Source organism: Paenibacillus sp. JT22N1 (assembly GCF_059692155.1).
Map to the genome: position 1 here is coordinate 1 of NZ_JCAUAW010000026.1, position 25,266 is coordinate 25,266.

Sequence of the window (25,266 nt, forward strand, 5' to 3'; positions counted from 1 at the left end):
CGTTGGTTCAGTAACTCCGTTGTGGCAGTAAGTATTTCACCTTTGAGATCTCGATCCGAAGCTTCAGTTACCTTTTGTTGAACGGTGTGGATCGTATTCTGCAACCCTGTTACTTCTGTAGAAACACCCTCAATTTGTCTGTTCAGTAATTCAATTGTGGTAACAACCTCACTTTTGATGTCTTGTTCAAACACCTCAGTTACCTTTTGGGTGAGAATCTGGATCACGCTTCGTAGTTCCGTTACTTCTTCAGATATGGTGTCATAGCGTTTGTCTAGCGATTCTGCAGCAGCGTTTATTTCACTTCGGATTTCTTGCTCCAACATTTCACTTCGGATTTCTTGCTCCAGCATTTCACTTCGGAATTCTTGCTCCAACATTTCACTTACCTTCTGCTTGTGGAGATGAATCCCATTACGCAGGTTCTTTACATCCTCCGATACGCCTTCATAGCGTTGGTTCAGTAACTCCGTTGTGGCAATAAGTATTTCACCTTTGAGATCTCGATCCGAAGCCTCAGTTACTTTTTGTTGAACGGTGTGGATCGCATTCTGCAGCCCTGTTACTTCTGTAGAAACACCCTCAATTTGTCTGTTCAGTAATTCAATTGTGGTAGAAACTTCAGTTCTAATGTCCTGTTCGGACATGTCAGCTATATTTTGGGTAAGAATCTGGATCACGTTTCGCAGTTCCATTACTTCCTTAGAACCGCCCGAAACTTCGTTAACCTTTTGTGCGAGAGTATGGATGATGTTACAAAGTTCCGCAACTTCATTACTTAATTGAACGAACTGAGAGTTTGAGTTATCCGTCATAGGTGACAAAAGCCTGCCACTTGCTGCAGACGATATACCAACCTGTTGATTCAGTTCGTCTATATGGTCCTTTAAATTCCTTGGAGATTTATTCGCTTCTATCTTTCGTTTGAGGCGCTGTACCATGTTACTTAATTCCATTGTTTCTTTACTTAATTGCAAGTTTGAGTTATTCATAACTGGAGTTAAGATTGGGTTGTTTACGGAAGGAGGTAAATTGGAGCTAGGGACAATAGTAGGTGTAGGGGTTAAAGGCTTTTCATCATTGAGTGCGATAATTGCCCTCTGACGCATTTCCTGTAAATGTTCTTTTATAAATTTAAGCGGTTTATTGGCATCACTCATCTTGGAAATGATCTCAAAAATTTCGATGGCTTCTTCTGTGTACCTTAAGGATCCGCCAACAGCCTTAGTCGGAAGAAATTCGCGAAAATAATTTGACCATCCCACTACAGCTGCTCGCGTTTTTCCGATTTTACCAGCAATCTCGGTGAACTTATATGTCCTTTTCATTGTTATCTATCGTCATCCTTTCTTCTTATGTCCATCAGGCTTAGGCATTAGCTGTAACATATTATTCAGGACATTAAACAAATGACAATAAATGAGGGAAATATTTAGCACTCCGCTTTTCCTTTTCTTACAGAAAACAACAAACCCAGTACCTATGCGGCACTGGGTTTGTTGTTTTCCACTCTATAGATCCTCTACTTCACGAGCTGACCGCGAGTTACACCAAGTTGGTTCGTCGCTTTCAACGAACGCCATACTTGCGTACCGCTAATCTCACCGTCAATCGCGCGACGGTACAGGTCGAGAATTTCTCGTACCTTGTCTGGCGTCTCTTCAAGGAACTCAACACGGAAGGAGCGGATACCTAAGTCCATGAAATGACTCAAGTACTCGGCACCAGATTGATCCACCGCATTATACACCGTATTACGACAGCCTTCATCGACACGCACCGGGTGAGACATACCGACACGGTCCTGCAAAGAAACGCTGTGATCTTCACAAGGACGACCGCAGTTTGTAAAGTCAGTGCCCTCGCTCAGGAACGTACAGTACACGCAGTGCTCCGTATGGAACATCGGCATGTGCTGATGGATAACAACCTCAAGTTTCGAGGTCTCAGTACGGCGAAGCAAATCGACCATTTGCTGAATGTTCAAATCGTACGAAGGCGTAATCTTCGAAAGACCCGCTTCTAGGAACAAGGCAGCCGTTTTGTGGTTGGCCACATTGAGCGAGAAATCCCCGATTAACTGCGGTTTCGGCGCGTCCGGATTTTCCAACCGATGCTTTAAGAAGAAGTAAGCTGCGCCCGTATTGCGGATCAATACCGCATCCGGATTAAGCTTTAATATATGGTTAAAATAGCCCGTTTCCCCTGGCATATGAATACGCGGTGTCACCAAGGCGATTTTGCGCCCGGCTGCACGAACGGCTTCCACGGCCGCAGGGAACTGCTTAATAAATTCGAAATCCGCATAAATAAACTCGATTTCCGTTGTCTCAAGCACGGCCTTCACCTGATCCAGGTTACGGCAAAGTGCAGTAAGCTCCACAGCCTTGCGTTCCGCTAGGGAAAGCGCAGGAGCATTCGCGGCAGCGTTGGTGATAGCTGCCTCAGCAGCTGACTGAATCACGTCGTCATACACGCCGATTTCACGCTTCATGTAAGCCGGTGGTTTCTGCCGCTCGTCTTCCAACAGCTCCACAGCCATGCGGCGCATGCTGTTAAGTTCACGCATCGGCACGATCAGCTCGCCGGTCAGCTGCACATCCAGCTGACTGAGCGCATAAATCGTACCGCCAAGGCGTCCGAACTGCTCCGTAAAGAGCTGTTCGTCCATCGGTCTTTTCTCCGCGCGAACCAGCGGAAGCTCGGATTGTACGAAGACGGTATGTCCGCCTTGAATATCTGTCCACCAGCTTTTGAGCGGCTCGCCCTCTACACCGCTGACCTTCACGCTTACCGGGAAAGTTCGGTAAGGCTTGTCGGTCTCAAACGTCTGGCGCAGGCGCTTGTCCAGCTGAGGATCATTCGTCTTCCAGATACGGTCCCCGACATGTAGACGACCTAGCTCCACATCATTACGTCCCATAATGATCTCGATGAGTCCGCCCTCGGCTTCACCTTCGAGCTTCTCTCCCTTGCGGCGCAAATCATAGATGCGCCCGCCTTCTTCCTTCTTCGTCGGATCCCCGGCGTCGAAAACAAGCCCGTCACCGCGCTTGAGTGGCGCCTCCAGCTCACAGATCACGCCATCGCGCAAAATCTGCTTGATGCGGCCCACGAAAACCCCACGGCTCTTTGGAAACGTGCCGTCGACGAGCTGCTTATTGTTGGTTCCTTGCAGGAACCCAACGGTAAATCCACGTGAGAAGCTTTGCTGCAGCTCACGAACCTCTTCTTTGGTCGGACGAGCATCCTCCCCATCGAAATAACGGTCAATCGCACGGCGGTACTTGCTCACGACATTGGCCACATATTCAGGGGTTTTCAGACGCCCTTCAATTTTGAAAGAGCGTACGCCAGCTTCAATTAGCTCCGGCACGATCTCTATCGCTGCCAAATCCTTTGGCGACAGCAAATACGTGACATCGCCCATCGGCTTTTGCACGCCATCGACCATCAGATCATACGGCAAGCGGCAGGCTTGTGCGCATTCTCCGCGGTTAGCGGAACGCCCGCCCCACATTTCAGAAGTCAGACACTGACCGGAATAAGATACACAAAGCGCACCATGTACGAATACTTCCATTGGAAGCTTCGCTTGATCGCCGATTTGTTTAATCTGCTTCAAGTTATTTTCGCGTCCCAAAACAACGCGTTCAATATCGAACGGTTTCGTAAATTCAACCGCCTCAGGCGATGTAATTGTCATCTGTGTGGATCCGTGAATCGGGAAATCCGGGGAGATCTGACGAATCATTTTAACCAGACCAAGATCCTGTACAATGACCGCGTCCACACCGGCGTCCACACATGCATCTATTAATTGTTTCGCATCATTCAGTTCTTCCTCAAACACAAGGATGTTGAAGGTCAGGAAGCCCTTTACTCCATATAGATGAAGAAACGACATAATATCCGGCAGTTCAGCCATCGTAAAGTTATGTGCGCGTGCTCTAGCATTAAATTTCTCCACACCAAAAAACACGGCATCCGCCCCATTGGCAACAGCCGCTCTCAAACAATCCCAATCCCCCGCAGGGGCCAACAATTCTATATCTTCTCTGCGTATCGTACGCATGGCAGCAAATCCTTTCAATAGTAGATCCTCGGGTCATCCTCAAAGTCTTCTCTTTAGTGTAACAGAAAGGGTAGGTAGGAATCTAGGGCGGGAGGTAATTACAAGCTTAGCCAATATCCGACAGTTACGCCTCATTGTCAAACGTTTCCTCCTCAAGCTGAAACCCTTTAGAAGTTAACAAAGTTTCCTATGAATGCTATAATGGCAAGGATAGTGACCTTTTTAGTAATTGAGGGATACCTTTGGTTTTGTCGAAAATTCGCGTTCTTAAACTATTGATCGGACTAGGCGTCATCAGTATCCTATTTATATTCATCCTTCTACTATTTTTACCAAAAGCAGATGAAACTAAGCTCCTCTATGCGACGAGCGGGGATCATTATGATGCGGCAGCCTATGGAAATTTTCAGCAAACCTTGCAAGCAGGCGTTCACATTGACAAACAAAACCTGCCTTCCCTATCAACGAGCCAGCTTCGTAAATACGATGCGATTTATCTGGATCCTGCCCTTACGCAAGATGCCGGGTGGGCGGAACAAGCTTCGAAACTCATAACATTCGTGAAGCAGGGTGGACATTTATTAGTTGAAAATGGGTTCTCTACCAGCTTTACACCGGAATTCATAGGTGCTACAGAGGTTGTGGACTTAAAAAAAATGCAGCTCACGAGCTTGGGTGGACCCCAATTGGCAGCATCAACACAGAGTCTGAGCTACCCGCAGGTACCTGTTAATCTGCAAGGTATACAGCAAACTTTTCAATTGTTTAGCCAGAGCTACCTCAAACATAATTCACTGGAAGACTTGCCCGGCTTTAACTTGGGATATGGCTTCGTTCCTTCTACTGGTCAAACGATAGTTGCCGTGAATACGGCAGGGAAGCCTGTATCGCTAGTTATGCAGAACCGCGTTGGAAAGGGCACCGTACTGATCAGCAGTAACTTTCTGCCTAACCGGTACTTCCTAACAGGCTATGACATGATGAGCGGCATGGATCCGAAGCTAGGCTTCTCTCAGCTACCTGCAAAGTACCAAGCAGCAATGAAACAGGTTCCGGGAACAACGTATTTCAATAGAAAAACGTTACCGATTGAGCCTTACTTTAACTTTGCTTTTGCTGCAGCGAACATGCAGTATCGCAGTGAGCTGCTGGCTTATGTATCGAAAGAAACACTTGGTTACAGTGTGAAAAAAATCCTTGGCCCTTACGGAAGGCCTGCTATGGCCTTTCAGAATCATTTTGAGGCGATGCCGGCAATTGGGCAAAAGGACGGCATTGCTTGGGCAGAGAAGCTGAAGGAATATAACGAGATTCCCTCGTTTACTCTCGTGCGGAACGCCTTCTACTGGGGGCAATGGCGCGAGAGCGTGACGGTGCAGCTCAATACGGGGACGAACGCGCAGCCGAAGTTCGTCGGTGAGCTGCCCGGCTCGGGTTACGCGAGCGGGCTGCACGTGATGGCTGCCGGCAAGCCCCTGCGGCAGGCTTTGTTTCCACAATATCGCGATCTGTCGAGCGCGATTGAGCTGCCTTACCGCGCGTACCCGACGGCCGCGGATATGAACGGCGACGGCCGCACGGACCTCGTGGTCGGCAGCTCGGACGGATTCGTGTATGTGTACACGAATCAAGGTGTTGACGCGGCGGCCTATACGAGTGAGCCGCCGCCTGAGGGCTTGGCGCTGCCGGATACGTTCGGCGCGCCTGTGAAGCTGTTGCTGGAGACCGGCGAGCCGCTCCAGCTTGGCCCTTACAGTGCCGTTCACGCCGCAGACGTGAACGGGGATGGCCGCACGGACCTCGTCGTCTCCGACGAGTCCGGGGCGGTACGGCTTCTGCCGCAGCTCGCTAGCGGCAGGTTCGCGAAGCCCGCGGCGCTGCTCGCGGGCGGGAAGCCGCTGCAGCTGCCCGGAGGGCCTGCAGCGCCGTTCGTCGCCGACGTCGATGGCGACAGCAAGCTCGACCTTGTCCTAGGCGGAGCCGATGGACAAGTATGGCTCTACAAGGGCCGCAGCGCAGCGGCCCTCACGCTCGAGCAGGGCAGCGCACTATTCCCGCTGCCGCAGCATGCCACGCACGCCGCACCATCCGTGCGTGACATCAACGGCGATGGCCGACTCGATATCGTGGTCGGCAGCAGCGATGGGGACCTACAGGTGTTCACCCAAGAAAACGCTGGCGCTTGGGCTGATGCGGGTCCCCTACAGGGCACAACCCTGAACCAAGTTGGCGATCACGCCTTGGTTGCAGGCCACTACTCCGTCCCGCTTTGGATAGATCTTAATCACGACGGTAAAGACGACCTGGTCGTCGGCGGTATCGAATTCGGGTCCCCCGTTTCGATCGACGACCCGCAGTTTCCTTATCAAGCAGAGTTGAAGGAGTTCATCCAATACGCGCGTGACAATCATTTGCAAATAGATCCGCACGTGTTCGTGCATAATTTCAAAAGTGCTGAGCAGGAACGCATCGAGCTTTCCCTTCACAAGAAAGCTTTCGATAAGCTCGGCATCCCTTGGCTGCACCTTGGAACGAACCAACACACGTGGCGCATCAATAACATAGACCACCAGCAAACACTGGAAAATGAACAGCAGCAAGGATTATGGTACAATTTCGGATTTTTATCGCCCGATTCGCCCGTTATTCCACGTCCGGAAGAGATTTGGTCGCTTCCCTTCCTATTACAGGATAAACAAGGGAATACGGATCATACGATGCTGATTCATACACCGACGCCAGTACTGCGGACAGGAGATTATGCAACGACGGACGTTTTCGAATCGATGGTTAAATTGGACATGCCGATTGATTATTTCGAGCACATCGAGTACCATTTTCCCGTACCATCCAAAGTTGCAGATTTAACCGAATTTGCTGACTACTTTAACAAGCTTCGTATGAAGCATGATTATAATTTTATGACCGAAACCCAGATGGCAAAGTCATTCTTAACTGCTTTAAAAAGCGAAGTTCGTATTAGCCAGTCATGGGCTTCTTATTTATGGGACAAGCTGAAAGATCGATTAGCTGGCAGCAGTCCACACTTCCATGCCACTTTGACACCGAATATCGACAAGGTGCCAAGCCTGGCTGGCGAGTATGCTGCGACACTGGGTGTCATGATCGAAAAAGGCGAAAAACTTGCCCTATACTCCCTACAAAGTGATTCGGATATTTACACGACAATTGACAACCGATTCTATCTAGGTTTGGCTAAGCCATCCTCCATCGGTATTGGAGCGACCAAGGAAAAATTCCATGTCGTGCGTTCTAATGTTCCTTTTGAGCTGACACAGCAAGGAAATACTCATCAATTAGTCCTGAAATCAGCAGGTCTGCAGCAAGTGAAGGTATTCAGTCCTACAGAGCTACTCTTTGATGGATCCGATGCCAAGATCGAGCATGACGCTCAAACACATATGTATACCATCACCCGATACGGTGATTTGACGACACTTTCTTTTACCGCAAAGTGAACTAACGTTCCTTTATCTTATTACCACTTTTATGTTAACCAGGAGGCTTTCCAACATGTCTAATGAAGAATTATTAGCGCAGCTTGAACAGCATATTCGTGAGCGTTATGAAATTGCTGAGGATGACGATGATTTTGATGTTGAAGTTCATCTCTTTGATTATGGCTTCATTGACTCCATCGGCGCCACAGCGCTTATCGCCCATATCGAAAAAACATACAGCATCCAAGTGACGAATCAAGATTTAATGCTGTACTCCATGAACACGGTAAGCGAAATTGCCGATTTTATTTCCAAGAAGACTGCGAGGTAACCCACTCATGATGACATGTAAAATTTCTTTAGAAGGCCTGGCTGAAAGTCAGCATGGACAAGTCAAATACGCGTCCGCCTTTGCCGATGAGCATATTCAGGATATTACCCTTGTGGATGGTCACATTATCATTACCCATAACTCTCCGAATGGTAACGAAGGTATTACCGAACGGGTTCAGCGTCTCATTGAACGTTTCTCCCATGGCGATTTCGGCTTCAAAGAAAACATTCTATTCGAGAACAAAGTCGATACTCCTTACGAAGGCGATATTATCGCTGAGCTTGTAGAACGTAAAGCAATTAAAGTGTTGGAGCCCGGCCTTTTTATTTTCCGTGAGCCTTTCTCCAGCTTAATGCGTTTCTTCGATTATTCCTTTGTAACGAAGATCGCCAAGCGTTTCGAAGGCATGCAGGAAGAGTCTTATCCTGCTGTTATTCATAGTCACACTTTGAATAAAACGAATCATTTCACTTCTTTCCCGGAGCACATTCATTTCGTGACTCATCTACGTGAAGATCTGGATGTCATTGAGTCCTTCTCCCAATCCATCCGTGAAGCTGGCGGTTGGAGCCAAGAGCAGCCGCTGGCGCTTGATAACAACATGGTGAAACCGAACTTCATGATGAACCCTTCTACTTGTTATCACTGCTATGAAGGCCTAGAGAATGAAACGCTTGAGGGTGACGGCATCGTCGTTACAGCTATTGCGAAATGTCACCGCTTCGAGTCCAAAAACCACACCGATTTCGGTCGTCTGCTCGACTTCTCGATGCGCGAAATTATTTTCGTCGGTAAACCAGACTTCGTCAAAGAAAATCGCCTAAAATCGATCGAATATCTCAAAGAGCTTGCCGTTGAATGGAACGTGGACAGCATGATGGAGATCGCCAACGACCCGTTCTTCACGAACGATTTCCAAGTGAAAGCGTCTTTCCAACGCAATCAAGAGATGAAATATGAGCTGCGCTTGAGCATTCCTCATGTGAAGAAGTCAATCGCCTGTTCCTCTGTAAATTTCCATAGCAACACGTTCGGGAATGCTTTTAATATTAAAATGGGCAAGCGCAACGCCGTTACAGGCTGTGTAGGCTTTGGAATCGAACGCTGGGCGTTCGCGTTCTTGGCGCAGTACGGTCTCGACGAGCAGCAGTGGCCTGCTACATTCCGTGAGCAGTACCATGCTTGGCAGGAGAAGGCGCTGTAAGTGCTTTGTTTGATCTATCTCTAACTACTTTCTATGTCGAAAGTAGATACCATTGACTGATCATCAATGAGTGAATCTCGTCGAGTGTTACCTCGACCGTCTAAGTTGTATTTTGTACAACAATATCTCGATAAAGTGGTCTTTACCAGCAGCAAAGTTGCATTTCGTACAACAATTCTGGTCCAAAATGACTAATATGATGAAAATCTCTCTGAACTGTTGTATTTTATACAACATATAGCCAATATGCTGAAGGAATTAAAAGTATTGTTGCACAAAATGCAACTTCACCCCAAGTTTGGGGTGATGAGTTCGTGGATTCGTCGGGTGTACGGTGCTTATACTCGTGGAGCTCGTTGATTCCTCGAGGGCGCTGGATACAAATTTTTACAACAAAGTAACATCACATGGCCCACACGCCGACATTAGCTGTACGATATACAGTTCCTTGTCAGCTGTGGGCCAACTAATGCTTCATACGTTCTCTATGGTAAGCCAAACGTATGAAGCGTCCATCCTATACAAAGATAATGAGTGATACCGTTGAAAGTAGCTGCATTTCTCAAAAAAAATAGCTTCGTACTCGGCCTGCTGCTGGCAATCGTCGTCTCCGACCTGCTCATTTCCTGGTGGAACCCGATGGTTAGTTCGCGCCGTTTTTACAAAAACGACTTTACCAAAACGCTCTACCATCACGGCTGGTCCCAATCGGGTCCGGTTTTCTTCGGTAATTCGTCCGTTACAGGTGCATATATCGAAGAGAAATCCGAAGCCCATTTGGTTGAGATGGGGCTTTCCTATGGAAAGCTAACCGACCTGAAAGCCATCCTATCGAATAACTTTTATCAGGTAAAGGATGAGCTTGTGATCGGTATCGATGTTCACACCATGCTGGACTCACTTGAAACCGATCCAACCTACCAATGGTTCAAACCCTGGTATCAGCCTTATGTTTACACGTACCGAGACTATTTCCGGGACTCCGGTGAAGAGTTTGCCCGTAATTTGCGTAAAGGCAGCCTAGCCTACGAGCCCCGCTGGATTGATAAAGAGCTGTACCCCGGTCGCAAAGACGATGCTTTCCTAAAGACGAAATGGACCGATTATGACAAACGTTTCGGTTCCATGACACTAAAGGATTTTCAGGCAAATTTGGATGCTCTGCAATGGGTTATCCAGTATGCGAATAAGCATCAACTTCCTCTGCGTGTGATCTGGATGCCGTGGAACAAAGGCTATGCGGATCCGCCTTACGTCGCCTCCTTGATGCAAGAGGCAAACCGCCAGCTGCAAGCTGCGAATGTGCCTACGCTGGATTTGCTGCACAAATACGATCCACGCTATTTCCATGACCTTGTCCACTTGAACCGCGAAGAGGGCGCGCCGCTATTTACGAAGGAGGTAGACACATGGTTAAAATCCTTAGGAAAACCATCGAAGTCCTGATCTATCTCGTGATGCTGTATTTGGTTTTCATCTACTTTACTGGCAAGGGCTTGTTTATCTACGAGAAATTCTAATATTTCTAAATCTTCTAGAAGTCTAAGATGAGACTGATCAAGCTTTCGAAGCGAGGAGTTCTATAGCTATGTTTTATATGCACATGAACGCAATTATCGCTATGATTGGCATGGTTGCCGTTCTGATGCTCACCCGCAAGTGGGCTAATAACAAACGCATTCTGATGATTATTTTCAGCCTCTGCTTTCTGCTGCTGTTCAGCCAGAAGCTGCTTATTTTCTATGCCGCTCTTACGGTCATTAATTATGCTGGCTTTGTTTATCTATGCCGAACGACGTTATGGCGTAAAGCAACCTTTATTTTCGCGATTGCCGCTAATGTTGTAGGTGTGTTTCTCGGTGTTCGGCTTTTCGTCATGGACATTTTTCACAATCCATTGTTCGATGCTATCATCTATTTAGGCCTCATTTATAACGTTCTTAAAGTGATTGATGCTTATTATTTTGCTTATTTCTTCGGTAAAGACGGCCAAGTTCCAGCCATTGACTACGCGAATTACCTGCTATTCATTCCAACTTTTACATCAGGACCGATTTTAAAATTCCGTGATTTCATGGCCGATAGCAAAACGCCTTATAGCGTAGATGCCGCTCTTTTTGAAGACAGTGTGAAACGGATTATTTTAGGATTATTCAAGAAAATTGTTGTGGTCACCTGGATGACCAGCGTTTTCGATCAAGTGCTAAAGCAAGATCTGCACACCCATCAGTCGTTATTTCTATTGATCTGGTTCTATGCACTCATTTACTTTGATTTCTCCGGTTATTCCGATATGGCGATCGGCTTTGGGCGATTGATGGGCTATACGATGCCTGAGAACTTCAAGCGTCCACTCTTCTCGCCTTCCATGACGCAGTTTTGGCGAAATTGGCACGCGACGTTAGGTGATTTTTTCCGAGACCATATCTTCATGTTCTTCTCCCGTACTGCTCCGTCCCGCTGGGTAGCCTCTAGCTTGTCCGTTCTGATTATGGTCTTGATTGGTCTGTGGCATGGTTTTACATGGCTTTATTTCTTCTACGGGCTCTACCATGGGATCATTCTTGCCATCGAAAATATGTTTAAAATCACTACCGTTAATAAAAAGAAAGTATCCAAAACCTATTTCTACTTCCGTTGTTTCGTGACACAAGCGTTGGTTACGTTCTCGGTTATTATCTATAGCTCCAATTATGAGACTGTACTTCGGATCTATAAAGGCTTGCTTCATTTTACTGGATGATAGTGGTATAATTTGTATGGTTGTTTACCATTTATGGAGGTGTACCTAATGAAGTTAGGCGTTTTTATGGTTCTGTTCGGTGGAAAACCTTTCGAGGAAGCGTTGGATTACATTGCTGCAAAAGGCTTAGATGCTGTTGAAATTGGTACAGGGGGCTATCCCGGTACAGCTCATTGCAACCCAAGCGAACTTCTCGCAGATGCAGGAAAACTAAAAGCATTTAAACATGCGGTGGAATCCCGCGGTTTGACAATCAGCGCACTTAGCGCCCACGGTAACCCGCTGCACCCGCAAAAACACATTGCTAAAGAGTTTCATGATGCTATTATACAAACGATTGATCTTGCTGAGCGTCTAGAGGTACCTGTAGTTAATACGTTCTCTGGCTGTCCTGGCGACCATGAGGATGCGAAGTATCCGAACTGGCCGGTAGCGCCTTGGCCGAACGATTTCCAAGAGATTCTGGACTGGCAGTGGGGGAACAAAATTATTCCTTACTGGACAGAGACAGGCAAGTACGCTTCCGACCGTAATATTAAAATTGGACTGGAGCTGCACGGTGGTTTCTCCGTACATACGCCTGCAACCCTCCTTCGTCTGCGTGAAGCAGCAGGCGATGCGATCGGAGCAAATCTTGACCCGAGTCATATGTGGTGGCAAGGTATCGATCCTGTTCAAGCCGTGCAAATTCTTGGCCGTGCCGGAGCGATTCACCATTTCCATGCTAAAGATACATCGGTTGATGTTAACAATGTGAACCGCTATGGTGTAACAGACATGCAATCCTATGCTAACATGCTTGACCGCGCTTGGCAGTTCCGTTCCGTCGGTTATGGTCACGATATGAAAGTTTGGGCTGACATCATTAGCGCTCTGCGCCTTGTTGGTTATGACTATGTCGTGAGCATCGAGCACGAAGACGGTTTGATGTCCGTTGAAGAAGGATTCTCCAAAGCGGTGCAAAATCTGCAACAAGTACTCATCAAGGAACCTCTTGGTGAAATGTGGTGGGTATAAGCATTCGCTTTAAATAAAACAAAAAAGCCCGCAGGAGCCGTTGATCTTACGATCTTGGTCCTGCGGGCTTTTTATCTTGTTAACTCGAAATTACCAACCGCTGATCATAACGTAATCCATAAAGCCGAACACGGCCAAGGAAACTAATGCAAACCCCAGGGCAAACAAATTTCTTCGTGGGTTAATCAACTGTCTAATGACCGCAATTGCGATAACCGCTGTGAAGATTAAAACATAAATATCAAAGCTTGTATACGTACTTGTTGTTGCTGCTGCTTCCGCTAATAACATGGTGAAACCTCCTTATAGTAACTCGGTGCAAGGCACACGTCCTGCTATTTTAATTCTATGTTAGCTTGATTGAGCACTAGATGCAAGTGATTACACTGATGTGTAACAAGTTTGTCACCTTTTGCAGGGCTTGACCACATCACAAGGCCGTGAATGAATGGTTTCATCGGAGCCCATAAATCAAATCAATGATTGTTTCATGATGAACCGGGATTTCTCAAACCTGCCTCGTAAGTATAAAATGTCCATCTCTTCGAATATTTATAACTCTGGGTATGCCGAGATTCAATGCTTAACTTTATACACAAGCGACAAAAAAAATAACCCGAAATCCCTATCAAGGGACATTTCGGGTTCTATGTTTTCATAGATTTGCATTTCTTAAACGACTAGTCCGTACACGGGGTCGAATTCTTTATGCTCCTCGATGTATGCGCTTTGTAGTTTTTCTGCTAATTCTTTCTCCTGCCAAGCTAAGAATCGAAAAGGGTCAATACCTAAAGCAGAAATAATCTGTTGTAACTCTAACGTCGGTTTCATAACAAGCCTCCATAAAGTAGATAGATTAGAACTGCTTATATCCTCGATCATGGATAGTTAGTAAATGGGATATTTTCGTATGCAACTTATAACCTAATTATAGGTCTATTCTCCCTCTTTGTGATAGAGGGTTAAATTGTCGAAGCTTGTATCATTCAATTAAGTCTTAACAAAATTGAAGGTATGTTAGTCGGAATTGTGACAAAAGAACAAAATAAGCTTGGCGTCACGATCTCTTGTATCGTGAGCCAAGCTTATTCGGGTAACTTACTAGCCGACTGATTCTTCTAGCACTGCAAGGCGCTTTGCGTAGTTCTCAGAGCGCTCCCGATCCCGTTCAAGGATCGGTTTCAAGTACTGGCCGGTGTAGGACCCGGCCACCTTCACGACATCCTCCGGCGTACCGGCAGCCACGATCAGTCCACCGCGGGTACCACCCTCGGGGCCTAGATCGATGACGTGGTCCGCCGTCTTGATCACATCGAGGTTATGCTCGATGACAAGCACCGTTTCACCGTTCTCGACGAGACGGTGAAGCACCTTCAGCAGACGATCAATATCGTGGATGTGGAGCCCCGTAGTGGGCTCATCCAGGATGTAGATCGTCTTGCCTGTGCTGCGGCGGTAGAGCTCCGCCGCGAGCTTCACACGCTGGGCTTCGCCGCCGGACAGCGTGGTTGCTGGCTGGCCGAGGGTCATGTAGCCCAGCCCCACATCCAGAAGTGTCGTCAGCTTACGATGAATACGCGGCAAGTTCTTGAAGAACTCGCAGCCGTCTTCAATCGTCATCTCTAACACTTCGGAAATGCTCTTGCCTTTGTACTTCACTTCCATCGTCTCACGGTTGTATCGCTTGCCTTTACAGACTTCACAAGGCACGTACACGTCCGGTAAGAAGTGCATCTCGATCTTGATGATGCCGTCTCCACGACATGCCTCACAACGGCCGCCCTTCACGTTAAAGCTGAAGCGGCCCTTCTTGTAACCGCGAACCTTGGCTTCGTTCGTATTCGCATAAACATCACGGATATCGTCAAATACACCGGTATACGTTGCTGGATTCGAGCGTGGCGTACGACCAATCGGTGATTGGTCAATATCGATGACTTTATCAATCTGTTCAAGGCCTACAATCTCCTTGTGCTCACCAGGACGTACCTTAGCTCCGTTTAAATCACGCGACAAGGTTTTGAACAAAATCTCGTTGATCAAGGTACTTTTACCTGAACCGGATACCCCTGTTACACAGGTGAATACACCGAGTGGTACTTTCGCCGAGACGTTGCGCAAATTATTTTCTTTAGCGCCTTTGACCTCGATCCATTTCCCATTCGGCTTACGTCGCGCTGCCGGAATTGGAATGAAACGTTTGCCGCTAAGGTATTGTCCAGTAAGAGAGTTTTCGTCTTTCATCAACTCTTTAGGCGTACCTTGCGCAATGACTTGTCCGCCATGAATACCGGCACCAGGACCGATATCGATAATGTAATCTGCAGCCATCATCGTGTCTTCATCATGTTCCACGACGATTAATGTGTTACCAAGGTCACGCATATGTTCGAGCGTCTGAATCAGACGCGTATTATCTCTCTGATGCAGTCCGATGCTAGGCTCATCCAAAATATAAAGAACACCCATCAAACTAGAACCGATCTGAGTAGCCAAGCGTATCCGCTGAGCTTCTCCACCCGATAACGTACCTGCAGCACGATGCATCGTTAAGTAATCAAGACCTACGTTGACTAGGAAACCTAGGCGAGATCTGATTTCTTTGAGAATCAAATTGGAAATCGTCAGCTCCCGTTCATTCAAGTCCAGCCCTTTGAACCATTCTTCAGCGTCACCAATCGAAAGGGAAGTTGCATGAGCAATGTTTTTGCCATTGATCGTCACAGCTAACGTTTCTGGCTTCAGACGCTGTCCTTTACACTTCGGACAAGGCTTCGTGCTCATATACGACTGAATGTGCTCCCTGATCCCCTCAGAGAACGTATCTTTGAATCGGCGTTCCAAGTTACGAATAATACCCTCGAAAGGAACTAACGCTTCCTTGCTCGCTCCCATATCATTCTCGTAGCGGAAGCGAATCTTCTCCCCGCCTGTTCCATAAAGGATAACCTTCATCTGATCACTGTTTATCTCAGAAACAGGTACATTGCGCGGAATGGAATAATGTTCGCAAACCGCCGCAAGAAACTGCGGATAATAGTTGGAAGTGCTGCCTGCCCAAGCTTCGAAAGCTCCCTCTTCAATCGTTAGCTTCGCATCAGGAACAAGTAAATCAGGATCAACGATCATCTGACTGCCTAGTCCGTCACAGTCGGGACAAGCACCGAATGGACTGTTAAACGAAAACATTCTCGGCGCTAATTCTTCAACGCTGAAGCCGCACTCCGGACAAGCTAAGTTCTGGCTAAAGAGCAACTCTTCTTGGTCAATAATATCGACAATTACCCGGCCATTTGCCAACTTGAGCGCTGTCTCCAGGGAATCCGCAAGACGAGTTTGAACATCCTCTTTGATCACGATACGGTCAACAACGACCTCGATCGTGTGCTTTTTATTTTTGTCGAGTTCTATCTTCTCAGCAAGATCGACCGTTTCACCGTTGACGCGTACCCTTACGAATCCCTGCTTTTGAATATCGGCAAGCAGCTTCGTATGTTCGCCTTTGCGTCCTGAAATAAGAGGAGCTAGAATCTGGAGCTTCGTTCGTTCCGGATACTCCATAATGCGATCCACCATTTGTTCCACGGTTTGCGATGTAATCTCAATGCCATGGGTCGGACAATGCGGACGGCCAATTCGAGCATATAGTAAGCGCAAATAGTCGTAAATCTCCGTTACTGTCCCAACCGTGGAACGCGGATTACGGCTTGTTGTCTTCTGATCAATGGAAATAGCCGGTGATAGACCTTCAATCGAATCTACATCCGGCTTATCCATTTGCCCTAGAAATTGTCTGGCATAAGCAGATAGAGACTCTACATATCTGCGCTGCCCCTCTGCATAAATCGTATCAAAGGCAAGCGACGATTTCCCTGATCCACTTAAGCCTGTGAGAACAACAAACTTATCACGTGGAATCGTGACATCGATATTTTTCAGATTATGAGCTCTCGCTCCTTTAATGACGATTTGATCTCTAGACACAGTACCCTTCCTCTCCTATGTGAAGCTGAAGCCCCTTCTAGGCGTCAGCTTTCATTTCCATAATAGCATCACGCAGCTGCGCGGCTCGTTCGAACTGTAGGTTCTTCGCAGCCTCTTTCATCTCACCTTCCAAACGCTCGATCAGCGATGCGCGATCTTTCTTCGACATCTTCGCACCCTTCACGTCGGCCAGATAATCCGCTTTCTGTTCAGCCACCTTCGTAGCTTCAATGACATCGCGAATTTTCTTGGCAATCGTCTGTGGTGTGATCCCCAGCTTCTCATTATGCGCTTCTTGAAGACTTCGACGGCGACTCGTCTCATAGATCGCTTTCTGCATGGAATCCGTTATTTTATCTCCATACATAATGACACGACCGTCTGAATTCCTCGCCGCACGGCCGATAGTTTGAATCAAAGATCGTTCCGAACGCAAGAACCCTTCTTTGTCCGCATCTAGAATAGCGACCAGCGATACCTCAGGTAAATCAAGCCCTTCCCTAAGGAGGTTAATACCTACGAGAACATGGAAAACACCTAACCGCAAATCTCGTAGAATCTGCATACGTTCAAATGTCTTGATATCCGAGTGCAAATAGCGCACTTTAATGCCAATTTCCTTAAAATAATCAGTTAAATCTTCTGACATTTTCTTCGTTAATGTCGTCACGAGCACACGCTCATCTTTACGAATTCGATCATGAATTTCGGCAATTAAATCATCGATTTGTCCTTTAGTAGGTCTTACTTCAATGATTGGATCCAACAGCCCCGTAGGACGTATAATTTGTTGTATCATTTCCGGGCAATGTTCCAACTCGTAGGGTCCAGGTGTAGCTGATATATATAAAACTTGACTGATTTTTTCCTCAAACTCTTCAAAGCGTAGTGGACGGTTATCGAGCGCCGATGGCAAACGGAAACCATGGTCAACTAGTACCTCTTTTCTTGCTTTGTCTCCATTATACATCGCGCGAATCTGCGGCAAAGTCGCATGGGATTCATCGACCATGAAAAGCATATCCTCTGGGAAATAGTCCATAAGCGTATATGGCGTAGCTCCCCGCTCACGGAAAGTCAGCGGTCCTGAGTAATTCTCAATCCCATTGCAGAAACCCATCTCTTGCATCATTTCCATATCATAACGCGTCCGTTGTTCCAGCCTTTGTGCTTCGAGCAGTTTTCCTTGCTCCTTCAGCACGGCAAGACGATCCTCAAGCTCACGCTCAATATTCACGAGTGCGCGCTTCATCGTATCTTCGTGCGTCACAAAGTGAGACGCTGGGAAGATCGCGATATGCTCGCGCTCGCCGATAATCTCGCCGGTGAGCACATTGATTTCCGTAATCCGTTCGATTTCGTCACCAAACAACTCAACTCTTACCGCTTGTTCGCCATGCGACGCTGGAAAAATCTCAACGACATCTCCCCGAACGCGAAAAGTCCCGCGCACAAAATTCAAATCATTCCGCTGATATTGAATATCCACGAGCTTGTGTAAAATCTCATTGCGCGATTTCTCCATACCTACACGTAAAGAAAGCAGCATATTGCCATATTCAATTGGCGAACCCAAGCCGTAAATACACGACACGCTCGCTACGACAATAACGTCACGGCGTTCAAATAACGAGCTTGTCGCTGAGTGACGAAGCTTATCAATCTCTTCATTGATGCTGGAATCTTTCTCGATGTAAGTGTCAGAGGAGGCAATGTAGGCTTCTGGTTGGTAGTAATCATAGTAACTAACGAAGTAGGAGACGGCATTATGAGGGAAAAATTCTTTAAATTCACTGCACAACTGTGCGGCTAACGTTTTGTTATGCGCAATAATCAGGGTAGGACGGTTCAACTTGGCAATGACTTGCGCCGCTGTGAACGTTTTTCCCGTTCCCGTCGCACCTAAGAGCGTCTGATGCTTATTACCCGCTTGTATACTTTGAACAATTTCCTCAATCGCTTTAGGCTGATCGCCTTGCGGAGAAAAATCGGATACAAGTTCGAACTTCTTGGAACTTATGACCAGTTCACTCATCAATAATCACCTACACTTATAGAGGTTGTTTAAAAAGTTCACTCTTATAACTAAGTCATTCAGGAAGCCAACTCGGCATCGAATCTTGAACGAAACCGGGAAGTCCGGTACTCACGTAGAAATCTCTACGCTCCGTTCCTCCTTCTCCGGACTTCGTCCAACCTTCTCGGTTCTAAAAGCGAACTTTTTAAACCTACATTTTATCGAAATAAATCGAACTTTTATCCTATTAACTTTCCTTATGCTATTTCCGATATAGAAGTTTATGGAACTTATTCGCACAAATATGAAGGATTCTCTAAATTCATCCATCATAAGAATGTTTGTTCTGGTTTTTCCATTATACTATTTTTGAATCATGGATGCAAACGGCAATATCTGTTACGGCCTGTATAAATTTTATGGAGAACGGCTCCAACGAATTTATCTGGTTGCTTTATGGTTCCTATTCTTTTTATGCTAATTAGGAGTGGTACAGTCATGGATTTGACAACAGTTTTAGGATTAGTATTGGGTCTTGTAGGTTTAGTCGGCGGGTATATGTGGGATGGCGGTCATATTAGTTCATTGATCATCCCGAGTGCCATGCTAATCGTTTTCGGCGGAACCTTTGGTGCAGTAGCCATCAGCTTCCCGCTTTCTATTTTAGCCAAAATCCCTAAAGCTCTAGGCATTGCCTTCAAGGAAGTAAAAAGAGATCCGGGGGGAACGATTGATGAACTGGTGGATATGGCTACGATCGCTCGTCGAGAAGGAGTACTAGCCCTTGAGCAACGCGCACAGGAGCATACAAATCCTTTCCTTAAAGATGGCTTGCTTATGGTGGTGGATGGAACTGATCCCGAGCTGACCAGACAAATTCTAGAGCTTGAGATGGACGCTATTGAGCACCAGGTTAATAATATGTCAAAAGTGTTCGAAGCCGGAGGCGGATATGCACCAACCATGGGAATTATTGGTACCGTTATGGGGCTCATTCACGTTCTCGGTAATCTCGACGACCCCTCCAGTCTCGGACCTGCTATTGCTGTTGCTTTCACAGCTACTTTATACGGTGTTATGAGCGCCAACTTGGTCTATCTTCCAATTGCTAATAAAATTAAGGTTCGCGGCAAAGAAATGGTTTCCGAAATGGAACTGATGTTAGAAGGAATTCTTGCCCTTCAAGCCGGTGAGAATCCACAGTTAATTAAGAAAAAACTGAATTCCTTCCTCCACGATAAACCAACGAAGAAAGTCGTAGAGGAGGATGTCGATAATGGCGCGGAGAGGTAAGAAGCACGAGGAACATGTCAATCATGAGAGATGGCTCATCACTTACGCTGATTTAATCACCCTTCTGCTCGTTTTCTTCATTATTATGTATGCAATGAGTAAAGTCGATGTTCAAAAGTATTCCGTTTTGGCCCAAGCCTTAAACATGCAATTCCAGAAAGCCGACTCGGTTTTGGATAAAGGCTTTGGCGTAAGTGGTCAAATGACCCCTAAGCAAGGCGATGCCCAGACACCTCAGAACCAGAATCAGAGCCAAGATGACAATAAAGAAGAGAAAGATAAAACAAAGCCTGAGAAAAATGAAAAAGAGAAGCGCGAAAAGGAACTTCAAGATCTTTTAAAACAAGTCCAAGCTTATATCAAGGATCAAAATCTGGAGGCACAAGTGTCCGCTAGTGATACAGAACGCGGTGTGGCTATCACCCTTAATGACTTATTCCTATTCGACCTAGGAAAAGCGGATCTGAAAGCGGCCTCCTTTCCTATTCTACAGAAGCTTGCTTCACTCATCCCTACGCTGAACAGCAAGGTGAGCATTGAAGGTCATACCGACAACTTGCCGCTAGCTACAGGCAATCCTTTCAAAGATAACTGGGGATTATCATTCGCCCGTTCCCTTTCGGTGCTGCGCTATTTTAGTGATACGGCCAAACTGGATAACAATAAATTTATTGCTACTGCTTATGCTGATTCGATGCCAAAAGTAGCCAACACCAGCGATGAGAACCGCAGCAAAAATCGCCGCGTCGAAATCATTGTACTGCGTGATGGGCTTTCTCCAACAACAACTGTTAAATGAGAAAACCTCTATCGATGCATTTCGAAGATGAGCGACCGCGTTTAAATGTAGGTTTTATCGCCAATAAGAAAGTCAAATTTCTCTGTTAGAAATAAACTTATACTTTCTTATGTGGTAAGCAAAGACCCTTCCTCTTTCAAGCGAGAGGATAGGGTCTTTTTTTTATCACATGGATTTCGTTGAATCATTAGATAACAAGCCGGTCAGTTTACTTCGCAAATAGGAAAACAGATGCAGGGGTCTTTGCTCTAGGAAGTACAGTGCATCCTGATCCGGAGCTAAAATAATACCTAATTGATGATGATCGCCAGAGTAAATCGCTCGCTGTAAGAAGCGTACCTCACCTTGCTCATTCAGCACTTCCAGCCTGCAGAAAGCGGAATTCAACCGCATGGCAACGTGCAGATCGGTTTTAGTCTTGATTTTGTGACCGTTCACCTTGTGAATGAGTTCGCCAGTTTGAATACCCAGCTCGTGTGCAGGACTGTTTGGCACTACTGACAACACCATAAGCCCTTGCTGTGAGTGAACGTAGAACGGCACCAGCTTATCTTCCATCCATTGGTTATACCGAATCAATCCTTCATGTATAGCAATGCTTAATACGGCTCCTACAAGTAGAATCGGCGGCCAAAAATGAGCGGCAATCGCTGCAACTAATAGGATGACGCCATATAAGTAGAGCAAGCTTGCACTGAAACGGGCTTGTTTGCGGGGAAGCTTCGATATCGTAAGCTCCGTAAAGCCAATCATTGCCGGGAAGGCAAGAAGCGTCCACCCTGTTGCGAGGTTCGAACCGAACAGCGTTTCCCATGGAAGACCTTGTATACTTCCCCCTGTCATAGGAACGAGCAAGAACAAGGGAACAGGCCAGAAGCCTTGCAGCTGTTGCCCGCCGATAATTTGCCCTCGTCTTCCTTCTAGGAACAGCGGTGTTGCCATGCGTGCCCCTTGAAAACCGACGAGCGTCCCTTCTAGAAGATGAAGTACGGCGACAATGACCAGCAAGGAAGGAATATCCGCGCCAACTACGATGTCCAGAACCGGTACCGCTTCCTGGAGGCTGGCTGCATTCGGTATCCACGAAAGAATCACTTGCGCGATTCCCAAAATGCCTACCGCATAAGCCAAACACAAGAATCTAACACGCATCATAACTAGGATAATCGATAGGACCCATAACAGAATTACCGTGTTCGCTTCGATATTAACACCTACGAAGAGCAAAAGTACGGAGGCACTGATACCGCCTAGCCAACCCCAGAGTACGGTTCGCCATGTCTCATTCAATAAAGAATGCAAGCGCGTGTGAAACAGTTTACGCTCCATCTGAATCTGCTTCCGATAATGCAGCACGATAAATAGAATACCTATATAGTAAAAAGGATTCGCAAACAACTGCCTTACAGCCTGCAGCAGTCTGTCCAAGAGTTGAATCAATACATCCATACGAATCTGGGCTCCTTGATGAAAAAGAAATAGGAAGGCAGCCGTAGCAACCTTCCTACACTAATTCGACTATTAGAGCTTATCTCCTGCCCATCTTGACGAATTTCCATTATCTGATCTTTATTATTTCCCGATTTGCTTTTGGATTTGCCCAATTGCTGCCTTCAACTGCAAATCGTTCTTCGGCTCACGGATTTGCGCCAAAATTGATTTTTCAATTTTAGCCGCTGTTTCCGTGTCTACCTCGCCAGTCATTGGTAAACCGTTAGTCCTTTGGAAAGCTTTAACAGCTGTAACTGTCTTATCATTGAAATAACCGTCCGAACGCTCTGGGTTAAAGCCAAGACCTGTCAGCATAAGCTGTAGATTCTTCACATCATCGCTTGTCATGTCCTGTTTAAGCACACTTTTCTTAGACAGCGGAGCTGCTTTGAAATAACCTGGCTGCTCAACTGGGATATCCGGCTGGATCCCCGTTTTGTGAATCCAGTTGCCATTAGGCGTTAACCATTTGTACACCGTCATTTTAATATTGCTGCCGTCGCCCATTTCCTTCTCAAAAGTAACCTGAACGGTTCCTTTCCCGTAGGAAGTTTCGCCAATGATCTTGCTGCCAACCGCTTCTTGGAAGGCTCCTGCCAATATCTCCGAAGCACTCGCACTGCCCTTGTTCACAAGCACCGTAACCGGATAGTTCTTGCCTGAACCCGTTGAAGGTGTCGGCTCCCGCTTCCCATCCCGATTCTCGACCTGGACGATCGGTTTTCCGCTCTTGACGAAAGGATTCACGATGTCTACGACCACGTTCAACAGACCGCCCGGGTCATTACGCACGTCGATAACTAGCCCTTTCATCCCTTTGGCTTCAAGGCTTTTCAGCTCTTCAGCGAAACGGACGGCTGTATTCGAGGAGAATTGGCGAATCTCAATCTTCCCGATTTGGTCCTGCAGCATTTCGCCATAAACCGTTTCAACATCAATATTATCCCTGACCACGATGACTTGCACCGGATCACCTGCACCTTGACGAAGTAAATCTAGCTTCGCCTGCGTCCCTTTAGGGCCGCGGATTTTCATGACCGCTTGGTTGAGTGTAAGCCCGTCCAACTTCTCTCCGTTGACCGAGACAATCACGTCTTTGGATTGAATCCCCGCTTTCTCAGCAGGAGAGCCCTTGATTGGAGAAACGATAACGAACTTACCTTCCTCAATCGAAACCTCTGCCCCTATGCCTTGAAAAGAGGAAGTAATACTCTCATCGAACTGCTTCGCTTCCTTCTGATCCATATACACGGTAAATGGATCTTCCAGAGATTCCAGCATGCCATTAATTGCACCGTTGACCAACTTATCATGATCCGGTTGCTTCAAATACTTGCTCTCGATCAGTTGAAACGTTGTAGAAATTTTGCTCAAATCCTTACTCGATAGTCCGGATGAAGTGGCAGTGGATGCGGCCGTACTGCCCGCTGGCTGCTCTTTCCGCCCCCAAGAAAAGGATGAATCCACAATCGTCAGTGTCACGATACTGCTTGCAAACATGGCTAACAAAACAAATACTATGACCGTACGTCCTTTGAATTGCAAAGCGCGTTTCACCACCTTTTTCCTAAAACCCATTTGGGTTCGCCTGTTTGTAGTATATGACAAGCTATTCCCGTTTTATAACCAAGTTCCCCTATCGTAAGAATGGTTTAGGATCGGTTGGAACTTCATTCTTCCTAACTTCAAAATGCAAATGGTTTCCTGTCGATTGCCCTGTCGAGCCAACACCGGCAATCTTCTGTCCGCGTTTCACCAAATCGCCAACTTTGACATAGATCCCATCATTCATAATATGTCCATATACCGTCCATAACCCATTCCCATGATCCACGATGACGCAATTCCCGTAGCCGTTCATCCATGATGCATAGATGACTGAGCCGTTCTCAGCTGCGAGAATGCCCGTTCCCTTGGGTGCTCCCAAATCAATCCCTTTATGGCTCTCAGATCTGCCTGTAACCGGATTGATTCTATTCGTGAAATCAGATGTAAGCGGCGCTTGAGCAGCCAAAGGGTAACCCAGTTTCCCACCGGAATAAGTGAAAGGCGACTTCGCTTTACTAGCTGCCCGTTTCTTCGCCTGTAAATCAGCCTCTTGCTTGGCTAATTGTGTAATCTGTTTATCGCTTTCTTCAGAAATATCCTCTAGCACCCTCTCTTGCTTCGTAAGAGAAGCAATCTTAACTTCCTTGGCCTTCTCCTTCGCTTGGAGATCGTCCCTAAGGGCGTCGGCATCAGCATAAAGCACCTTAACCTTCTCAAGCTGTTCCTCTGTATCTATCTTCTTCTGGGCAACCGTTTCTTTATCTTTCTTATTTGCCACTAGTATCTCTTTATCTTGATTAACAATAGATTTCAAAGCTTCAATACGGTTCAAGAAATCAGAAAAACTAGTCGCGCTTAACAGCACATCCATGTATGAAACAAAGCCGTTCATATACATCAAGCGCACTCGGGATTTCAGCATTTGATCACGAGTCTCCACACGCGCTTCCGCTTCATCCAATTGTTTAGCGTTATCTGCTAATGCGTCCGACACTTGGTCGATTTCTTCATTCAGCTTCGTGAGCTTCTTGCTAGCCTCATTGACCTGATTGACAAGCGTATTCATATCCTTGGTCGCCTGGTCCTTCTCGTTATGAACCTTCGTTATTTGATTCTGCGCGTCATTCGCCTTCTGCTGCGCTTCCGCCTTCATTTTCTTGAGCTGAGTCAACTGCTGATCGATCTTTTCCGTTGTTGAAGCGGCATACCCCGCATAAGGAACCGCCAATGAAGCCGCAATCCCAAGAGTCAACACCACAGGTAGAATCTTCTTCTTCAAGCACGTAGCCTCCCTATCATC

The 25,266-nt window shown here is 46.7% G+C and carries 17 protein-coding genes; 8 read left to right on the plus strand and 9 right to left on the minus strand.

The window, feature by feature from the left end:
* Nucleotides 1–1,328 (minus strand): hypothetical protein (locus tag AC58UU_RS33735; RefSeq protein ID WP_497321901.1); only part of this gene is annotated, 1,328 nt, incomplete at its 3' end.
* 194 nt (nucleotides 1,329–1,522) lie between these two features.
* The gene (locus AC58UU_RS33740) at nucleotides 1,523–4,075 is read right to left on the minus strand and encodes a U32 family peptidase (RefSeq protein ID WP_497321902.1); all 2,553 of its coding nucleotides are present in this window, start codon (nucleotides 4,073–4,075) and stop codon (nucleotides 1,523–1,525) included.
* A gap of 248 nt (nucleotides 4,076–4,323) precedes the next feature.
* Between AC58UU_RS33740 and AC58UU_RS33745 the strand changes: the two genes are divergently transcribed.
* From AC58UU_RS33745 to AC58UU_RS33770, 6 genes are all read left to right on the plus strand, one after another.
* The gene (locus AC58UU_RS33745; protein ID WP_497321903.1) at nucleotides 4,324–7,554 is read left to right on the plus strand and encodes an FG-GAP repeat domain-containing protein; all 3,231 of its coding nucleotides are present in this window, start codon (nucleotides 4,324–4,326) and stop codon (nucleotides 7,552–7,554) included.
* A 55-nt stretch (nucleotides 7,555–7,609) separates the two neighbouring features.
* Nucleotides 7,610–7,867 carry an acyl carrier protein gene (locus tag AC58UU_RS33750; protein ID WP_497321904.1) on the plus strand — a complete coding sequence of 86 codons (258 nt, stop codon included), beginning with the start codon at nucleotides 7,610–7,612 and terminating at the stop codon, nucleotides 7,865–7,867.
* A 7-nt stretch (nucleotides 7,868–7,874) separates the two neighbouring features.
* Nucleotides 7,875–9,074 (plus strand): class-II aminoacyl-tRNA synthetase family protein, encoded by a 1,200-nt coding sequence (locus AC58UU_RS33755; protein WP_497321905.1) that lies wholly within the window; start codon nucleotides 7,875–7,877, stop codon nucleotides 9,072–9,074.
* Between the two features lie 534 nt (nucleotides 9,075–9,608).
* A complete protein-coding gene (locus AC58UU_RS33760) occupies nucleotides 9,609–10,520 on the plus strand; it encodes a hypothetical protein (RefSeq protein ID WP_497321906.1) in 912 nt (303 codons plus the stop codon).
* A gap of 142 nt (nucleotides 10,521–10,662) precedes the next feature.
* Entirely contained in the window at nucleotides 10,663–11,817 is a 1,155-nt protein-coding gene (locus AC58UU_RS33765) for an MBOAT family O-acyltransferase (protein WP_497321907.1), read from the plus strand.
* 48 nt (nucleotides 11,818–11,865) lie between these two features.
* Nucleotides 11,866–12,834 carry a sugar phosphate isomerase/epimerase family protein gene (locus AC58UU_RS33770; protein WP_171640027.1) on the plus strand — a complete coding sequence of 323 codons (969 nt, stop codon included), beginning with the start codon at nucleotides 11,866–11,868 and terminating at the stop codon, nucleotides 12,832–12,834.
* 90 nt (nucleotides 12,835–12,924) lie between these two features.
* On the opposite strand, the gene AC58UU_RS33775 is transcribed toward AC58UU_RS33770, so the two are convergent.
* The 4 genes from AC58UU_RS33775 to uvrB all read right to left on the minus strand — a co-directional run bounded on the left by AC58UU_RS33775 (nucleotide 12,925) and on the right by uvrB (nucleotide 18,853).
* Nucleotides 12,925–13,125 carry a DUF2759 family protein gene (locus tag AC58UU_RS33775; RefSeq protein WP_497321908.1) on the minus strand — a complete coding sequence of 67 codons (201 nt, stop codon included), beginning with the start codon at nucleotides 13,123–13,125 and terminating at the stop codon, nucleotides 12,925–12,927.
* A gap of 381 nt (nucleotides 13,126–13,506) precedes the next feature.
* Nucleotides 13,507–13,665: a hypothetical protein gene (locus AC58UU_RS33780; protein WP_497321909.1), complete on the minus strand. Its 159-nt coding sequence runs from the start codon at nucleotides 13,663–13,665 to the stop codon at nucleotides 13,507–13,509.
* 270 nt (nucleotides 13,666–13,935) lie between these two features.
* Nucleotides 13,936–16,818: an excinuclease ABC subunit UvrA gene (uvrA, locus tag AC58UU_RS33785; RefSeq protein WP_497321910.1), complete on the minus strand. Its 2,883-nt coding sequence runs from the start codon at nucleotides 16,816–16,818 to the stop codon at nucleotides 13,936–13,938.
* Nucleotides 16,819–16,855: 37 nt separating this feature from the next.
* Nucleotides 16,856–18,853, minus strand: a complete 1,998-nt coding sequence (gene uvrB / locus AC58UU_RS33790; protein ID WP_497321911.1) for an excinuclease ABC subunit UvrB — start codon at nucleotides 18,851–18,853, stop codon at nucleotides 16,856–16,858.
* A 480-nt stretch (nucleotides 18,854–19,333) separates the two neighbouring features.
* Here uvrB and AC58UU_RS33795 point away from each other — a divergent pair, with 480 nt between their 5' ends.
* Nucleotides 19,334–20,128: a flagellar motor protein gene (locus AC58UU_RS33795; protein WP_497321912.1), complete on the plus strand. Its 795-nt coding sequence runs from the start codon at nucleotides 19,334–19,336 to the stop codon at nucleotides 20,126–20,128.
* Nucleotides 20,112–20,927, plus strand: coding sequence for a flagellar motor protein MotB (locus AC58UU_RS33800; protein WP_497321913.1), 816 nt, complete (start codon nucleotides 20,112–20,114; stop codon nucleotides 20,925–20,927). The genes AC58UU_RS33795 and AC58UU_RS33800 overlap by 17 nt, the downstream gene beginning before the upstream one ends.
* Before the next feature lie 165 nt (nucleotides 20,928–21,092).
* On the opposite strand, the gene AC58UU_RS33805 is transcribed toward AC58UU_RS33800, so the two are convergent.
* From AC58UU_RS33805 to AC58UU_RS33815, 3 genes are all read right to left on the minus strand, one after another.
* Nucleotides 21,093–22,376: a PDZ domain-containing protein gene (locus AC58UU_RS33805; protein ID WP_497321914.1), complete on the minus strand. Its 1,284-nt coding sequence runs from the start codon at nucleotides 22,374–22,376 to the stop codon at nucleotides 21,093–21,095.
* Nucleotides 22,377–22,499: 123 nt separating this feature from the next.
* Complete coding sequence (locus tag AC58UU_RS33810; protein ID WP_497321960.1) at nucleotides 22,500–23,963, minus strand: S41 family peptidase; 1,464 nt, start codon at nucleotides 23,961–23,963, stop codon at nucleotides 22,500–22,502.
* A gap of 91 nt (nucleotides 23,964–24,054) precedes the next feature.
* Nucleotides 24,055–25,245 carry a murein hydrolase activator EnvC family protein gene (locus AC58UU_RS33815; RefSeq protein WP_497321915.1) on the minus strand — a complete coding sequence of 397 codons (1,191 nt, stop codon included), beginning with the start codon at nucleotides 25,243–25,245 and terminating at the stop codon, nucleotides 24,055–24,057.
* Nucleotides 25,246–25,266: the final 21 nt, after the last annotated feature.

Excerpts from the sequence above, each read along its gene's own strand:
- AC58UU_RS33740 (WP_497321902.1), bottom strand. The coding sequence starts at position 4,075 with ATGCGTACGATACGCAGAGAAGATATAGAATTGTTGGCCCCTGCGGGG.
- AC58UU_RS33750 (WP_497321904.1), top strand. The coding sequence starts at position 7,610 with ATGTCTAATGAAGAATTATTAGCGCAGCTTGAACAGCATATTCGTGAG.
- AC58UU_RS33755 (WP_497321905.1), top strand. The coding sequence starts at position 7,875 with ATGATGACATGTAAAATTTCTTTAGAAGGCCTGGCTGAAAGTCAGCAT.
- AC58UU_RS33765 (WP_497321907.1), top strand. The coding sequence starts at position 10,663 with ATGTTTTATATGCACATGAACGCAATTATCGCTATGATTGGCATGGTT.
- AC58UU_RS33770 (WP_171640027.1), top strand. The coding sequence starts at position 11,866 with ATGAAGTTAGGCGTTTTTATGGTTCTGTTCGGTGGAAAACCTTTCGAG.
- AC58UU_RS33775 (WP_497321908.1), bottom strand. The coding sequence starts at position 13,125 with ATGTTATTAGCGGAAGCAGCAGCAACAACAAGTACGTATACAAGCTTT.
- AC58UU_RS33780 (WP_497321909.1), bottom strand. The coding sequence starts at position 13,665 with ATGAAACCGACGTTAGAGTTACAACAGATTATTTCTGCTTTAGGTATT.
- uvrB (WP_497321911.1), bottom strand. The coding sequence starts at position 18,853 with ATGAGTGAACTGGTCATAAGTTCCAAGAAGTTCGAACTTGTATCCGAT.
- AC58UU_RS33795 (WP_497321912.1), top strand. The coding sequence starts at position 19,334 with ATGGATTTGACAACAGTTTTAGGATTAGTATTGGGTCTTGTAGGTTTA.
- AC58UU_RS33800 (WP_497321913.1), top strand. The coding sequence starts at position 20,112 with ATGGCGCGGAGAGGTAAGAAGCACGAGGAACATGTCAATCATGAGAGA.
- AC58UU_RS33805 (WP_497321914.1), bottom strand. The coding sequence starts at position 22,376 with ATGGATGTATTGATTCAACTCTTGGACAGACTGCTGCAGGCTGTAAGG.